Origin of the sequence: Streptomyces sp. CA-243310, from assembly GCF_050936775.1 — a bacterium.
Taxonomy (GTDB): domain Bacteria; phylum Actinomycetota; class Actinomycetes; order Streptomycetales; family Streptomycetaceae; genus Streptomyces.
This window is the reverse complement of the sequence record NZ_JBNJMF010000002.1, coordinates 2,365,850-2,380,974: the sequence shown is the minus strand read 5'-3', so window position 1 is coordinate 2,380,974 and position 15,125 is coordinate 2,365,850. Positions and strand designations below refer to the sequence as shown.

The 15,125-nt window shown below is 73.3% G+C and carries 14 protein-coding genes and 1 pseudogene; 6 read left to right on the top strand and 9 right to left on the bottom strand.

Going from position 1 to position 15,125, the window contains the following annotated elements; translation table 11 throughout:
• Positions 1-74 precede the first annotated feature (74 nt).
• Both ACQEVM_RS28385 and ACQEVM_RS28380 read right to left on the bottom strand, forming a co-directional pair.
• Positions 75-1,688: an MFS transporter gene (locus tag ACQEVM_RS28385; protein ID WP_433083646.1), complete on the bottom strand. Its 1,614-nt coding sequence runs from the start codon at positions 1,686-1,688 to the stop codon at positions 75-77.
• Between the two features lie 146 nt (positions 1,689-1,834).
• Complete coding sequence (locus tag ACQEVM_RS28380; RefSeq protein WP_433083644.1) at positions 1,835-3,022, bottom strand: carboxylate-amine ligase; 1,188 nt, start codon at positions 3,020-3,022, stop codon at positions 1,835-1,837.
• Between the two features lie 215 nt (positions 3,023-3,237).
• Here ACQEVM_RS28380 and ACQEVM_RS28375 point away from each other — a divergent pair, with 215 nt between their 5' ends.
• A complete protein-coding gene (locus tag ACQEVM_RS28375) occupies positions 3,238-4,500 on the top strand; it encodes an MFS transporter (RefSeq protein ID WP_433083642.1) in 1,263 nt (420 codons plus the stop codon).
• 107 nt (positions 4,501-4,607) lie between these two features.
• Here ACQEVM_RS28375 and ACQEVM_RS28370 read toward each other — a convergent pair whose 3' ends face one another.
• The 3 genes and pseudogenes from ACQEVM_RS28370 to ACQEVM_RS28360 form a co-directional block, all read right to left on the bottom strand.
• On the bottom strand, positions 4,608-5,948 hold the full coding sequence (locus tag ACQEVM_RS28370; RefSeq protein ID WP_433083640.1) for a carboxyl transferase domain-containing protein: 1,341 nt from the start codon (positions 5,946-5,948) through the stop codon (positions 4,608-4,610).
• Between the two features lie 110 nt (positions 5,949-6,058).
• Positions 6,059-6,262 (bottom strand): annotated as a pseudogene (locus ACQEVM_RS28365) (GyrI-like domain-containing protein); the annotation flags it as partial.
• Positions 6,263-6,281: 19 nt separating this feature from the next.
• Positions 6,282-6,944 (bottom strand): LysE family transporter, encoded by a 663-nt coding sequence (locus ACQEVM_RS28360; RefSeq protein WP_433083638.1) that lies wholly within the window; start codon positions 6,942-6,944, stop codon positions 6,282-6,284.
• 69 nt (positions 6,945-7,013) lie between these two features.
• Here ACQEVM_RS28360 and ACQEVM_RS28355 point away from each other — a divergent pair, with 69 nt between their 5' ends.
• Positions 7,014-7,445 (top strand): Lrp/AsnC family transcriptional regulator, encoded by a 432-nt coding sequence (locus ACQEVM_RS28355; RefSeq protein ID WP_433083636.1) that lies wholly within the window; start codon positions 7,014-7,016, stop codon positions 7,443-7,445.
• Positions 7,446-7,702: 257 nt separating this feature from the next.
• The gene (locus ACQEVM_RS28350) at positions 7,703-8,218 is read left to right on the top strand and encodes a hypothetical protein (protein ID WP_433083634.1); all 516 of its coding nucleotides are present in this window, start codon (positions 7,703-7,705) and stop codon (positions 8,216-8,218) included.
• An 81-nt stretch (positions 8,219-8,299) separates the two neighbouring features.
• On the opposite strand, the gene ACQEVM_RS28345 is transcribed toward ACQEVM_RS28350, so the two are convergent.
• Positions 8,300-9,925 carry a sensor histidine kinase gene (locus ACQEVM_RS28345; RefSeq protein ID WP_433083632.1) on the bottom strand — a complete coding sequence of 542 codons (1,626 nt, stop codon included), beginning with the start codon at positions 9,923-9,925 and terminating at the stop codon, positions 8,300-8,302.
• Complete coding sequence (locus ACQEVM_RS28340) at positions 9,922-10,959, bottom strand: rod shape-determining protein (protein ID WP_433083630.1); 1,038 nt, start codon at positions 10,957-10,959, stop codon at positions 9,922-9,924. Before ACQEVM_RS28340 ends, ACQEVM_RS28345 begins: the two co-directional genes overlap by 4 nt.
• A 222-nt stretch (positions 10,960-11,181) precedes the next feature.
• On the opposite strand from ACQEVM_RS28340, the gene ACQEVM_RS28335 reads away from it, so the two are divergent.
• Complete coding sequence (locus ACQEVM_RS28335; protein WP_433083628.1) at positions 11,182-11,880, top strand: esterase/lipase family protein; 699 nt, start codon at positions 11,182-11,184, stop codon at positions 11,878-11,880.
• Between the two features lie 28 nt (positions 11,881-11,908).
• On the opposite strand, the gene ACQEVM_RS28330 is transcribed toward ACQEVM_RS28335, so the two are convergent.
• Positions 11,909-12,493 carry a hypothetical protein gene (locus ACQEVM_RS28330; protein ID WP_433083627.1) on the bottom strand — a complete coding sequence of 195 codons (585 nt, stop codon included), beginning with the start codon at positions 12,491-12,493 and terminating at the stop codon, positions 11,909-11,911.
• Positions 12,494-12,571: 78 nt separating this feature from the next.
• On the opposite strand from ACQEVM_RS28330, the gene ACQEVM_RS28325 reads away from it, so the two are divergent.
• On the top strand, positions 12,572-13,534 hold the full coding sequence (locus tag ACQEVM_RS28325) for an SCO2400 family protein (protein ID WP_433083626.1): 963 nt from the start codon (positions 12,572-12,574) through the stop codon (positions 13,532-13,534).
• A 12-nt stretch (positions 13,535-13,546) separates the two neighbouring features.
• Here ACQEVM_RS28325 and ACQEVM_RS28320 read toward each other — a convergent pair whose 3' ends face one another.
• On the bottom strand, positions 13,547-13,969 hold the full coding sequence (locus tag ACQEVM_RS28320) for a MarR family winged helix-turn-helix transcriptional regulator (protein WP_267797901.1): 423 nt from the start codon (positions 13,967-13,969) through the stop codon (positions 13,547-13,549).
• Positions 13,970-14,079: 110 nt separating this feature from the next.
• On the opposite strand from ACQEVM_RS28320, the gene ACQEVM_RS28315 reads away from it, so the two are divergent.
• Positions 14,080-15,102 (top strand): NADP-dependent oxidoreductase, encoded by a 1,023-nt coding sequence (locus ACQEVM_RS28315; RefSeq protein WP_433083624.1) that lies wholly within the window; start codon positions 14,080-14,082, stop codon positions 15,100-15,102.
• Positions 15,103-15,125 lie beyond the last annotated feature (23 nt).

Sequence of the window (15,125 nt, the reverse complement as noted above, 5' to 3'; positions counted from 1 at the left end):
CGCCCGCCCCGCGCTCCGCACGCGCGCGGCGGCCGGCACGCTCGTACGCCCCGTCCGCCCTCCGAAGCCGGCGGCTACGGCTCCGTCGAGCGCGGCTGGGTCGAGGGGATCCGTTGGGCGAAGAACAGGGCGATGAGCGCGGCGAAGGCCAGGATGGCGAGGGCCGCGCGCAAGCCGTCGAGCCTGGCGTCGGCATTGGCGGTCATGGCCGCCTCGGACACCTCCGGGCTCGTGCCGGCTTCGTCCAGGGCGGACTTCAGCTGGGTGTCGGAGAGGAACGGCGCGCCGCTCTGGAGCTGGACGGTCGCCTGGTTCTTGACGCTGTCCGGGACCGCCGGATTCGCCTCGACGTTGGTCAGGAAGGAGGCCGTCAGCGCGCCGATCATGATCGATCCGGCGAGTGCCGTGCCGATCGAGGCGCCGAGGTTGGTGACGGCGTTCTGTACGCCGCCGACCTCCGCGCTCTGCGCCTGCGGCACCGCGGACACCGTGACCGATCCCAGCTGGGACGCCAGCGCGCCCATGCCCAGCCCGATCAGCAGGAGCGGGAGGGTGACGATCTCCGCCCCGGCGCCCGCGTCGAGCGCGGCCATCAGCACCACCGCTCCCGCGAGCAGAGCGAGGGTGCCGAGCCGTACCACGAGCCGCGGCGAGACGTCCGGGAGGAAGCGCGGGATCAGGGTCGCGGCCGCCAGCAGGCTCACCGAGAGCGGCAGGAGACGGGCCCCGGTCTCCAGCGCGGACAGGCCCAGGGCGACGGACAGGTAGAGCGGTACGACGAAGAACACGCCCATCTGCACGAGGTACTGGAAGAAGAACATCGTCAGGCCGCCGCTGAGCTGCTTGTTCCGCAGCATCCCGGGATCGACGAGGGGATCCCGGCCCCGCTCGACGACCTTCGCCTCCCAGCGCAGGAAGATCCGGATCAGCAGCAGACCCGCCAGCATCAGCCACGTCGTCAGGGACACCCCGATCCACGCCGGCGCGTCGGGTTTCGGCTGGAACCAGCCCCATTCGTCCGACCGGAGCACGCCGTAGACGAAGATCCCCAGGCCGAGGGCGGAGAGGACGGCGCCCACGTAGTCGACGCGCCGGCGTTCACCGGGCGGGGCGTCCGCGATGCGGCGCGCGAGCACGAGGATGCCGAGCACCACCACGACCTCGCCGGCGAAGACCCACCGCCAGGAGAAGTACGTCGTCGCGACACCGCCGATGAGCGGTCCGACCGCGATGGCCACGGCCCCCGCCGCGACGACGAGGCCGTAGGCGGCGGGACGCCGTTCGACGGAGAAGTTGCCGGCGACGAGCGCCACGATCGCGGGCAGGATGAGCGATGCCCCGATCCCCTCCAGGAACGCCCAGCCCACGAGCAGCACGGGCAGGTTCGGTGCGAGCGCCGTGGTCAGGGAACCGGCCCCGTAGACACAGCAGCCGATCATGAACGCGCGTCTGCGGCCGATCAGTGCCCCGACCTTGCCGCCGGGGATCATGAACATGGCCATCACGAGGGTGTAGGCGGTGATCGCGCCCTGGATGCCCGTCACCGTCGTGCCCACGTCCTCGGCCACCGTGGCGATGGAGACGTTCATGACGGAACTGTCGAGCGCCATCAGGAACTGACCCGACGCGAGCGTCAGCAGGACGAGTCGCGCCTTCGCCGAACCCTCGGCCGTGCTGGGGGGAGCCATTTCCGCATGGTTCCAGCCGCCCGGGGGCCCGGAAGGACGGCGCGCCAGGCGGTCAACCGGACGGAGGCGGCCTGGCCGTGAGCGAGACGCGGGCGGGCCCCGCCGACCCGCCGACCCGGCGCCCGGGTCGGCGGGTCGGGCGGTTCCTAGACGTCCTCCGTGCCGTCCGCCACGAGGCGCAGTACGTCCATCAGGTCTTGGCGGCGCGCGTACGCCACCCGTTGGCGGTGGGCACCCGAGCCGTCGCGCAGCAGGCCCGCCAGGGTCTTGGCCGCGTGGTCGAGGTCGCCGACCGCCGCCAGTTCCGGGGCGACCCGGTCGAACAGGGCTTCCGCCAGGTCGGCCGCGGGAAGCTCGGTGCCGGAGTACGGGTCCAGGCCGAAGCCCTCCAGGCCGTCGTGGGCCGCTCGCCAGCGGGCCAGGCGCAGTACGTCGTCCCGCACCGGTGGGTCGGGGACGTGTTCCGCGATCTCGCGCAGGGCCGTGGCCACCAGGGCGCGGGCCAGTTCCGCCTGGAGGATGGCCGAGTCGATGTCCGAGGACATGTCGGGCGCCCGGATCTCGAGCGTCGGCCAGTGCCCGGACGGGCGGAGGTCCCAGTAGACCATCTTGGTGTCCAGGGCCGCCCCGGAGCCGAGCAGGGTCTGCACCGAGCGTCGGAAGTGGGCCGTGGACGTGTAGTGCGGGGGCAGGCCCGCCGAGGGCCAGCCCGCCCAGGCCATCGCGCGCCAGCTGGAGTGGCCGGTGTCACGGCCGCCCCAGAAGGGCGAGTTGGCCGCCAGCGCGATCAGCGTGGGCAGCCAGGGTCTGACCCGGTTGGACACCGCCACGGCGGTGTCCACGTCGAGGGTGCCGATGTGGATGTGGCGTCCGCAGCTGACCAGGGTGTCGGTCAGGGCGCCGAACCGGCGGTGCTGTTCGCGCTGGCGGGGTTCGTCGTCGGTCAGGTGCAGCGGCCCCTCCACGGCCAGGATCGGCGAGGGCGCCGCCAACAGCCGGCAGCCGTGGGCGCGGGCCGCCACGCCGAGGGAGCGCCGCAGGGCGGCCAGCTCCGCCCGCAGGGTGACCGCCGAGTCCGCGATGGGGGTGGCGATCTCCACCTGGTAGCGGGTTCCCTCGGGGTGCAGCTCGTGCGGCAGCCCCGCGGCCGTGGCGAGGACGAGGGGGGCGGCGGGGACCACGCGCAGGGTGCGGGCGTCGACGAGGAGGAACTCCTCCTCGACCCCGAGCGTGAGGGGGGTCGTGTCGTTGTTCGGGGGGTGCGGCCCGCCGTCGCCCGCGGCGCGGATGCCGGTGGGACTGGTGCTCGTGGTGCTGTTGCCAGGTTCGATCACTACGCCTCCCTGGACATACGAGTCTTTTCATCATGAGCCGAGCGGGAGGCGGGGAGGGTACGTCGATTCGGTCAAATGTCCGGTGACAGTGGCGGGTTAGCGGCAAGATCCGACTCGTGCCGGGGTGCCCGCTTCCGGTGGGGCGGCTGTTGCGCGGGCGTGAACAGGCGGAAAAAGGGGGAGAGCCGCGCGCGGGCCGCCGGCTATCATCCGATGTGACCGGTACGACTTCCCCTCCCCGACCTCAGCGGCGCATATTCGCCGACCTGACCCCGCTGCGCACCTCCCCGGACTACCGGCGGCTGTGGGTCGGCGGGACCATCTCCTGGATGGGCCAGGCGATGACCGCCCTGGCCATCTCCCTCCAGGTCTACGAGATCACCGGGTCCAGTTTCTCCGTCGGGCTCGTCGGCCTCTTCTCCCTCGTGCCGCTCGTGGTGTTCGGCCTTTACGGCGGCGCCATCGCGGACACCGTGGACCGGCGCAAGCTCGGCCTCCACAGCTCCACCGGGTTGGCGGTCCTGTCCATCGCGCTGGCCGCCGCCGCGCTCCTCGACTACCACCGGGTCTGGCTGCTCTACACGATCGTCGCGCTCCAGGCGGTCTGCGGGGCGCTCAACGGGCCGGCCCGGTCGGCGATGATCCCGAGGCTGCTGCCGCCCGAGCAGCTCCCGGCGGCCAACGCGCTGGGCTCCGTCACGATGACCTCCGGCACGATGATCGGCCCCGTCCTGGGCGGGCTCGTCGTCGGCTGGTGGGGATACCAGGCCGCCTACCTCGTCGACGCCGTCACCTTCTGCGCCGCCCTCTACGCGATGTGGCGGTTGCCCTCGATGAAGCCCGACCGGGCCGAAGGGGTCCGGGGCCGGGCCTCCGTGCTGGACGGGCTGCGGTTCCTCGGGACCAGGCCCAACATTCGGATGACCTTCTTCTCGGACATGGCGGCCATGGTGCTGGCGCACCCCCGCGCGCTGTTCCCGGCGATTGCCGGGCTCTGGTACGGCGGCGACGCCAAGACGGTCGGCCTGCTGGTGGCGGCTCCGGCCGTCGGGGCGCTGCTGGGCGGGGTGTTCTCCGGCTGGCTGGGGCGGATCCGAAGGCACGGCCTGGCCATCCTCCTGTCCGTCGCCGCCTGGGGCCTGGCCATCGCCGTCTTCGGACTGACCCGGAACCTGTGGCTCGGACTGTTCTTCCTCGCCCTCGCCGGCTGCTCCGACACCATCTCCATGGTGTTCCGCTCCACGATGATGCAGGCCGCCAGCCCCGACGAGATGCGGGGCCGGCTCCAGGGAGTCTTCATCGTGGTCGTCGCGGGCGGACCCCGGCTCGGGGACTTCCTCGCCGGGACCGTGGCCGACCTGACCTCCCCCGCCGTGGCGATCACGGGCGGCGGGCTGGCCTGCGTCCTGGTGGTGGGGCTGCTGGCCGCGTGGTGGCGCGGATTCGCGCGGTACGACGCCAGGTCGCCGCAGGCCTGAACGCGGGCCCGGCGGCGGGGTCGAGGACGACGACGAACCGCCCCCGGCAGATCACCCGGTCGAACACGGTCGACGTACGGGTGTCCGCGCGCTCCCGGCGCTGATCCTCAGCGTTGCGCCGCGACCACCCCGCGCGCCACACCCAGGGCCACCAGGTCCTGGGGGCGGACGCGGAGCTGGTCCGCGGTGGCCGGGGCCTGGTCGGCGGGGCGCTTGAGGATGGCCGCCGCCAACTCCGGCGCGATCACCGAGAAGTAACTGTCCGGGGTGACCCAGGTGTTCCCCGGCGCGGCCAGGGCCAGGGCCCCGCCCGAGCCGCCCTCGCCGATCAGCAGGGTGGTCACCGGCACCGAGGCCCCGGCCACCGCCGCGAACGTGTCCGCGATGGCCGCGCCCGCGCCCGCGTGTTCGGCGGCGGCGTCGTTGGCCGCGCCCGGGGTGTCCACCAGGGTCAGCACGGGGATGCCGAGCCGGTCCGCGAGACGGATGACACGGGCGGCCGTCCGGTAGCCCGCCGGGCGGGTGGCCGTGCCGCACTGGGCTGCATACGCGACGGCTCGCCCCTCCCGCAGCCCGAACCCGCACGACATCCCGGGATCCGTGCCGCCCGCCCGGTCCCCCGACAGGGGCAGGCGCAGCGCGAAGTAGGCGTCCAGGTAGGCCCGGGCGCGCGGCCGGTCGGGGTGCCGGGCCTGTCCGACGGCTTCCCAGCCCGTCGCGGGCGGCGTCGCGTCCGCCAGTGCGGCCGGGGGTTCGACCGGCTCCGTCGACCGGGGCGCGGCCAGCAGGCGCAGCCAGTCCGTCACGGTGCCCGGCAGTGACGCGGCGGGCACCACGGCGTCGACGTGGCCGGCCTCGTACTGCCCCTCGGCGGTGTAGGCCGCGGGGTCCGCGTCGGCCGGCCGCACCCGTGACCCGGCGAAGCCGACCTGCGCCCCGGGGAGCGCGAGCACGACGTCCGCGCCCGCCCCGAGGGTCGCCCAACCGCCGCCCGTGGTCGGGTCCCGCAGGACCGCGATCTGCGGGAGCCCGGCGGCGCGGGTCAGCACGGACTGCCGTGCCACCCGCTGGAGTTGGGTGAGGGCGAGCATCCCCTCCTGCATCCGGGAACCGCCGGTGGCGATCAGCGACACCAGGGGGAGTCGGTGCGCACGAGCGTGGCCGTACGCGGCTTCGAGCCGGTCTCCGGTGCGCTCGCCCAGGGACCCCCCGAGGAAGCCGAACTCGAAGGAGATCAGGGTCGCCTCGTGACCGCCGATGCGGACCGTCCCGGTGACGACGGACTCCCGTTCGCCGGTGCGCAGCTCGGCGCGGGCGCGGGACGCGTCGTACCCGCTCCACGCGAGGGGGCCGTCGGCCGGCGACTCCCTCGGCGGTACGGGGAGTTCGGCGAAACTGCCGGGGTCGGCGAGGGAGGCGATGGCCGCGCGGGCCGAGAGGCGGGTCACGGGCTCACCCTAGAGGGTGAGGAAGATCCCCGCCGGGTCGGTCCCCGCGGTCCGGCGGTCCCCGCAGTCCGGCGGTCCCGCGGTCCGGCGGCCCGGCGGGCCGGCACGGGGGCCGAGCGCTCCACCGGGATCCACGGCTCCGCGTCCGCCCGCTCCCCGTCCGGCGACAGCCGCACGCGCAGGATCTCCGGCCCCGACCTGCTCGGGTACGGGTTCGAGGGCAACCACTGCGTGAACACGTCCCGCCACCGGTACTGGAGCGACCGCGGGAACGCACCCGAGTTCTCGAAGACGGTCCACGTGCCCGCCGCCACGACCGAACTCCGCCTCGGGTCAGGCCCGGGGGAGGGGGAAGGCGATCTTCAGGGCGTAGGCGGCGACGAGACCGTGACCGAGGCGGAACGTCCAGACGCGGACGGCGGGGGAGACCCTCGCCCCCGCGAAGGAGCCGAGGACGACGAGGAACTGCTGCCACAGCAGGGAGGCGACGGCGACGCCCGCGAGGAAGACGGCTCCGGTCGGGCCAGTGCTCAGGCCGCCGCCCTGGGCGGTGGTGAGCGCGACGAAGTAGAGCGCGGTGGTGGGGTTCACGGCGGTGAGGGCGACGAAGCGGCCGAAGGCCCTGCCCGGCCGGGAGGCCTGCGCACCGACCGCCGGTGGGGCGGGTGCGGTCGGTGTGGCGGGCGCCGCGGATTGCGCGGGCGCGGCCGTCGCGGAGCGCAGTCCCCGCGCGGCGATGACCAGCAGGACCAGGGCGGAGACCAGCCGAACCCAGGCCTCGACGGGCGCGACGTGGGAGGCGACCCGGGGCCCGGCCATCGTGGCGAGCGCCGCGTAGCCGAGGTCCACCGCCGCGATGCCCGCCGCCGCGGCCACGGCCGCGCCGCGGTGCCGCATCGCCTCCTGGAGCAGCAGCACGCTCATGGCGCCCATCGGCATCGCCACGCCCAGTCCCGCCACCGCCCCCGACACCGCCGGCCCCATCAGTTCGCCCATGCCGTGAGGATGCGTCGCGCGCCCCGTCGTACGGCGGCGGATATCGGTCCGCGCTGCGACAATCGCGGCATGGACCGTCTGGACAGGGAGATCCTCGGCATCCTTCAGCAGGATGCGCGGATCTCGTACCGTGACCTCGGCGTCCGCGTCGGCCTCAGCGCCAACGCCACCGCCGACCGTGTGCGCCGGATGCGCCGGGACGGGGTGATCCTCGGATTCACCGTCGTCGTCGACCCGGCCGCCGACACCCGGGGCGGGCTCGTCGTCTTCATCGACCTCACGCTGCGCCAGGACGTCACCAACGAGGAGTTCGAGCAGCGGGTCGCCAGGCTGCCCGGGATCACCGAGGTCGTGCACGTCACCGGGGAGTACGACTACCTCGTTCGGGCCCGGGTCGCCGACGCGACGGCCCTCGACGCGCTGTTGCGCCGCCTCAAGCGGGAGACCGGGGTCGCCCAGTCCAGCACCCGACTCGCCCTGCGCTCCGCGAACACGCGTTAGTACGCCCGTTCGTGAGGTGTATTTCTGTTCGCAGCAGTGGAGGCGGTCCAGGCGGTCGAGTCGGGAACTCTCTGTTCCCCGGAAATGATTCCGGCCCTCCCGTCACGCTGGTCACGATTCTTCGCACCGAATGGGGCGGCGGGCGCACGGGGTCCGGCCATGAGGAATTTGGCCGGATCGAGCGGTGGACGGTCGGGGGCATTTCGGGCTGAATGGATTTCGCCCATCGGCGGACCATTTGGGGAGGGCCGATCGTCATGTCCGAAGGCGATGGAACAACCGGCGAGGAACAGGTTCAGGCGCGAGTCCGGAAGATCCGGAAAGTCTTCGCCCGCAAGCGGGAGGAGAGCGGCGGCCTCGGCTCGGGGCTCGATCTGGAGGCGTCGGCGCGACAGGCCCTGGAGGCGAGGGCGCAACCCGCGGTGGTCGCGGACGAGGCGATCCTGGCGAAACTGCGCGCCTCCGCCCCGGAGTCCCTCGACGAGAGCGGCCCGAACATCTGGTGCGAGCTCTACGGATTCCTGGACCTGGGGTACAAGATTCACCTGAATTCGTACGCGGTGACCATGGTGACGAGTGCGGCCTCGGCGCTGGAAAAGGTTCTGGGCGACGCCGTGGAGGATTTCCCGGAACTGGAGGCGATGTTCGTTCCACTGCTCGCCTTCATTTACGCCGAGGGGGACGCGATCGGTCAAGTCGCCCAGATCGGCGGCTCGGTCGTGCTGATCGGCGTGATTCCCGACCCGTTCCCCCTGCCTTTCCCCGACGACTGAATCGTCCCCGCTGTCGCCGGGAGAGCGACGCGGGTGCGACGAACTCGGCTCCGTCGGCCGCGCGAAGGGCCCCTCGCGCGTCTATGGGCGTGGCTTGCCGACGGACTTCGCGGACGCGTCCCGGGCGGTCCCGCCGCTGCCCTGGAGCGGCGACTCCCAGGTCAGCGTCGTGCCTCGGGCGCCCGTCTCGGTGCGGCCGTCGTCGGAGACCGTCAACCTGACCCGGGTCGGGGCGGCGTTCACCCCGACCCGGATGGAGGTGACCTCGGCCCGGCGGTGGGCCGCGGCCAGGGCCCCGCGCAGGGTGGACAGCAGTTCGCCGGCCACCGGTTCCGTGAGCAGGGTGTCCACGGCGCCCTCGAAGTGCACGGACGGTTGGAAGCCCAGCAGCACCGCCGCGCCGCCCGTCTCGCGCAGCACCCGGCCGCGGAAGGTGGCCGGGGCGTCGGTGGGCGGTTGCTGGAGGGCGAAGATGGCCGTGCGGACCTCCTGGATCGTGGAGTCCAGTTCGTCGACCGCCCGGCCGAGTTCGTCGCCGACGGTGTCCCCGGCGGGGGCTGCCGCCGAGCGCTTCTTGGTGCTCTCCAGCATCATCTCCGTCGCGAACAGCCGCTGCACCACGAGGTCGTGCAGGTCCCGCGCGATCCGGTCGCGGTCCTCGTACACGGCCAACTGCTCCCGGTCGTGCTGCGCGTCCGCGAGGACGAGCGCCAGCGCCGCCTGGGAGGCGAACTGCGAGGCCAGCAGCCGGTCCACCGCGTCGTACGGTCGACCGCCCCGTTCGCGGGGCAGGGCCAGTGTGCCGATCAGCTGACCGCCGCTCTGCAAGGGGAGCATCATGCTGGGGCCGAACCGCACCCGCACGTGCGTGGTCATCCGCGGATCCGTCGCCGAGTCCTCTATGAAGACCGGCTCACCGCCCAGTAGTTGCTCCAGGACCGCCGAGCCGGGGGCGATGGCGGTGCCGACCATGTCGCCGGGGTCGCCGTGCGTGGAGGCCGCGACGATCTCCATGCCGCCCTCGGGTGTCGGCTGGAGGACCACGCCGGCCGCCGCGTCCGCGAGGAGCCGGGCCCGTTCTGCCACGCACATCAGCGCGTCCGCGGCCGGCCGGCCCGCCAGCAGGGCCGTGGTCACGGCGGCGGCGCCCTCGATCCAGCGCTCCCGGCGGCGCGCGGTCTCGAACAGCCGGGCGTTGCCGATCGCTATGCCCGCCTGCGAGGCCAGGACGCGCAGCAGCGCGAGGTCCTCGTCGGTGAAGGGGCCGTCGCCCTGCTTCTCGGTGAGGTACAGGTTGCCGAAGACCTCCGTGTGCACCCGGATCGGTACCCCGAGGAAGGTCCGCATGGGCGGGTGGCCGGGCGGGAAGCCCACCGAGCGGGGGTCCCGGGCGAGGTCGTCCAGCGCCAGCGGCCGGGCGTCCGCGATCAGCGCTCCGGGCACCCCGGACCGGCCGTCGGGGAGCCGGGGGATCGCGGCCCGTTCGGTCTCGGTCAGCCCGGCGGTGAACAGCTCGGTCAGCCGGGCGCGCTCGGGGTCGACGACCCCGAGCGCGCCGTAGCGGGCGCCGCACAGTGCGGCGGCCGACTCCACGATGTGCTGGAGGGTGGTGCGCAGCTCCGGTTCGGAGCCGACCGAGAGGACCGCTTCCAGCAGGGCGGGCAGGGCGGACCGTTCGGCCGCGGTCTCCTTCGGGTCCAGCGTCATCCGGCCAGCGGGTTGAGAACCATGGGGGCGATCTTTCCTTCGAGCATCGCGCCGAGACCCAGCACGGCGCACACGTCGGGCCGTTCCGCGATGGCGACGGGCATCCCGGTCGCGTCCCGCAGCATCTGGTCCAGGCCCGGCAGCAGGGCGCTGCCGCCCACCATCATGATCCCTCGGTCCGTCAGGTCCGCCACCAGGTCCGGCGGGCAGTCCCGCAGCACCTTGCCGATCCCGTCGAGGACGGCGGTCAGCGGGGTGAAGATCGCGTCGCGGACCGCGGCGGTGTCCACCTGTACCGAGCGGGCGAGGCCGGTGGCCACGTCGCGGCCGTGGATGAGGGTGGAGGCCGGCCCGTCGGGGGTGATGCCGTTGCCGTGCAGGGCCAGCTGGAGCGGCCGGACGGCCTGGCTGGGCAGCATCAGCTCGTGCGCGTGCCGCAGGTGCTGGACGATCGCGTGGTCGATGGCCTCGCCGCCGACGGGGATCCGCTCGGCCGTGACGATCGAACCGAGGGAGAGGACCGCCACCTGCGTGGCCGCCGCCCCGCACACCATGATCATGGTCGCGGTCGGCTGCTCCACGGGCAGGCCGCAGCCGACGGCCGCCGCGATCAGGGTGTCGACGAGTTCGACGCGCCGGGCGCCGAGCCCGACCAGCGTCTCCACGGTGGCCCGCTGGGCCAGCGGATCGGCGTCGTGCGGGGTGCAGGCCGCGGCCCGCAGTCGGGGCTTGCGGCGCAGGGCGCGCCGCAGCTTCTCGCCGAGGAGGTGACGCAGCATCCGCTGCGCCATCTCGATGTCGACGACGGTGCCGCCGGAGACGGGGCGCACGACCCGGATGTAGTCGGGTGTGCGGCCGGTCATCCGTTCGGCGAAGGTGCCCACGGCGATGAGTGCACCGGTCCGGGTGTTCACGGCGGCGACGCTGGGCTCGTCGACGACGAGGCCGGCGCCCTTCACGTACACGCGGGTCCTGGCCGCCCCCAGGTCGACGGCGACGTGGCAGCGGCGCAACTGCTCAAGGCTGACGGTCACGGCGGATCCTCCCGAGAGCGCTGGGGCTGGGCTGACCGACGGAAGCCGGTCACAATCCATATCTTCTCGGGTAAATGGGGTATGGCGCCCGTTGGAATGCTCCGGGTGGGGTGCGCCTGATGGGCCGAGAGGTGCTGCACGGGGGTGGATTTCTGTACCGACAGGCAACACGATGCGCGCACCGTCCGCGCTACTCGCGCGTAACAAGGTAAAGGGGACCCGATGCTGACGCCCCGCCAGAGATTCCTGGCGCTCCCGACGCTCTGCCTGGCCCTGCTCGCACCCTTCCCGGCCCAGGCCGCAGACCGGTCCGCCCCGCCGGCTCCCGCCCGAAATCCGGTGGTCCTGGTGCACGGTTACAACGCCGACCCCGGGGTCTGGGGGTCGCTGCGGGAGGACCTGCGCGCCGACGGTTACGCCGACGCGGAGCTGTACTCGTGGGGGTACGACACCCACCGGTCCGTCAACGAGGTCCTCGCCGGCAGGCTCGGCGCGTACGTCGAGCAGGTCCGCCGGGAGACCGGCGCCGCCCGCGTGGACATCGTGGCGCACTCCTTCGGATCCCTCGTCAGCCGTTGGTACGTCACCCACGGGGGCGGCGGCGCGACGGTGGACCACCTGGTCTCGCTGGCCGGACCCAACCACGGCACCTCCATCGCCTGGGGCTGCGCCCTGTGGGACCAGGCCTGCCGGGACATGACGCCCGGTTCGTACGTCGTCAGGAACCTCGCCGCGGGCGACGAGACGCCGGGCGCGGTCGCGTACGCCACCTTCTGGTCGAACTGCGACGAGGTCGTCAACCCCGACGACAGCGTCCCGTTGGCCGGGGCGACCAACACCCCCGTCGGCTGCCTGGGGCACAACGACCTGCTCGGCGACGACGCCACCTCGGCGGGCGTCCGGGCCTTCCTGCGCTCCTGACCCGTGCACCCGCCCCGCCCCGGTCCGGTCAGCTGCCGCCGGGCCGGACCTCCTGGAGCAGCCCGTAGGTGAACTCCGCGACGTACGGCGCCCCCGACACGGCGAACGCCAGGCGCCACCGCGTCGGGGCGGTTCCCTCCATCGGCCGAACCGGGGCGAACGCCCGCGCCACCTCGTCCACCGTCGCGGACCAGGGCAGCAGGTCCGCCGCGGTCTCCAGTACGGGCGCGGGCGCGCCCGGGGCCCGTACCAGCCACTCGTTCCACACCGCCCCGTCGGGCGCGGCCAGCACCTCGAAGCGCAGGTCCGGCCAGAGCGGCACCGGCCACAGCAGGGCCTCGCACTCCAGGTCGCCGATCCTGCGGCGCGCGGTGGACTCCGCCGGACCCAGCACCGATCGGTAGCGGGCCAGTGCCCCGCGCGAGCGCGGCGACCGGACCATGGCCTGCCAGCGCTTGTTCGCCTCCCGCTGCTCCGCGAGCGAGGCGCCGAGGCGCAGCCGAGCCGCCTCGGCGAGGTCCGGCCGGAAGTCGGCCATTCTGCGCAACAGCACCAGCTGGAAGCCGGCCGGGCCGAAGGGGCCCGGGGTGGTCGGGCCGTGGTTCAGCGTCATGGAATCCACGATTCCACACAGAATCCTTACGTTCCCGGGACCCGGATGTGCTCCGTCGCCGCATAGCCTGCGGGCGCCATGAACTTCTGCCACGCCTGCCGGAGACACCTCAATGGCGCACTGGCGTGCGCCGGGTGCGGAACCCCGGCCGAATACCTGACCCCCGCGGCGCCGACCGCCCCCGCAGCCCCGGCCGGGTACACCGAGCCCGGGTATCCGGAGCCGGGACACGCCTCGCCGTACGCGCGGCCGGAGTACGCGGAGCCGCAGTACGCGCCGCCGGGGTACGCCGAGCCCGGCCCTCCGGCGCCCGGGTACGCGGTGCCCGGGTACGCGGTGCCCGGGTACGTGGCGTCCGAGTACGCGGCGCCCGCGCCCGGGTACGTCGACCACGCGGCGCCCGGGTACGTCGAGCCCGGCTATCCCGAGCCCGCCGGGGAGCGGCCCGAGGCGTCCGACGCGTACGTCGAGTCGCTCGTCACGCTGTCGGGCCCGGCCGAAGGCCGGGCCGGCGCACGGCGCCGCACCGCGAACCGCAGGAGTCGGACCGTCCTCGCCGTCGGGCTCGGGCTGGCGCTGGCCACCGGCGGGTCCGTGGCGCTGGCCCGCATGGTGACCGACGAGGAGCGCACGGACCGGGCGACCGAGGTCGTGCTGACCGACGACGCGGGGCCGCAGCAGCCGGTCCCCGCACCCGCCCTGCCGAGCACGGCCGCGCCCTCGGCGCCGTCGAAGGGCGGCGGGAGCGCGAAGGCCTCCGTGATCGCCACGCGGACGACCGGGCCCACCGGGGCGCCGAGCGGTTCCGCGGAGCCGGGGCCCGACGAGAGCGCCTCCACCCCCGCAGGGGAGTCGTCGTCGCCGTCGTCCTCCCGGACCGGCGGCCCGGGACCGGGTCCGTCCGCGAAGCCCTCCACCTCGGGCCGGCCGTCGCCGAGCGCTTCGTCCGGGACCGCGAAGCCGAAGCCCACGGTGACTGCGACACCCGGCCCCACGCCGACGCCGACCAAGAGCGAGTGCTGGATCTGGTTCCTCTGCTGAGGGGCGGGGCGATCAGCCCAGCATCCGCCTGAGCAGGTCCCTCAGCGCCGTCCGCTCGGCCGTGGACAGGCCGGCCAGCGGTTCGCGCGCGAAGTCCAGCGACTCGCGCAGCCGGTCCGCGGTCTGGAGCCCCTTCTCGGTGGCGGCGGCCAGTTTCACGCGGCGGTCGGCCGGGTCCGGGCGGCGTTCGACCAGGCCGCGGCTCTCCAGCCGGTCCACGATGCCGGTGACGTTCGACGGCTCGCACTTCAGCTTCTGCGCGATCTTTCGCATGGCCGTGGGTTCCAGGGAGAGCAGGTTCAGCACCCGTGCCTGGGCTCCGGTGAGCTGGTGGCTGGCTGCCGCGTGCTCGTACTCCTGGTGATAGCGGGCCACGACGTCGCCGATGAGCTCGACGACCTCGAGGGTCAGTGGGTCTGCGCGACGACTGGGCATGGAACCAGCGTACCCATTTACTTGACAACATGAAATATCCAGGAGCATGGTTGTTTCACGTTGTGAAGCATTTTCCTCCGTCCTTCACCCCCCAGCGTCAGGAGCGCACCATGTCCCAGATCCCCGCCGTGAGCCGTGAGTGGCACCTCGTCCGCCGCCCGCAGGGCTGGCCCGTCGCCGAGGACTTCGCCCTGCGCGAGGCCCCCGTGAACGCGGAGCCCGCGCCCGGCCGGATCCTGGTGCGCAACCTCCACATGTCCGTCGACCCGTACATGCGCGGCCGGATGAACGACGTGAAGTCCTACGTACCGCCCTTCCAGCTCGACAAGCCGATGGACGGCGGCGCGGTCGGCGAGGTCGTCGCCTCCGCCGACGAGCGCTTCGCGGTCGGCGACCACGTCCTGCACGGGCTGGGCTGGCGCGAGTACGCCGAGCTGGACGCCAAGCACGCCACCAAGGTCGACGGCTCCCTCGCCCCGCTCTCCACCTACCTCGGCGTGCTCGGCATGCCGGGCCTGACCGCCTACGCGGGCCTCTTCGAAGTGGCCTCCTTCAAGGAGGGCGACGCCGTGTTCGTCTCCGGCGCGGCCGGCGCGGTCGGCAGCCTGGTCGGCCAGTTCGCCAAGATCAAGGGCGCGTCCCGGGTGATCGGCTCGGCCGGCTCGGACGAGAAGGTGACGCTCCTCACGGAGAAGTACGGCTTCGACGCCGCCTTCAACTACAAGAACGGCCCCGTCGGCGAGCAGCTGAAGGAAGCCGCCCCCGAGGGCATCGACGTCTACTTCGACAACGTCGGCGGCGACCACCTGGAAGCCGCGATCTCCTCCCTCAAGGTGCACGGCCGCGCCACCCTCTGCGGGGCCATCGCCCAGTACAACGACACCGAGCCCGCCCCCGGCCCGCGCAACCTCGTGCAGGTCATCGGCAAGCGCCTGCGCCTGCAGGGCGTGCTGGTCGGCGACCACGCCGACATCCAGCAGCAGTTCGTCCAGGACGTCGCCGGCTGGCTGCGCTCCGGCGAGCTGCGCTACGACGAGACCGTCCACGAGGGCGTGGAGAACGCGACCGAGGCCTTCCTCGGAATGCTGCGCGGCGAGAACACCGGAAAGATGATCGTTTCTTTCACCGGTTAGGCTCACTGCACACCGTCGTGATC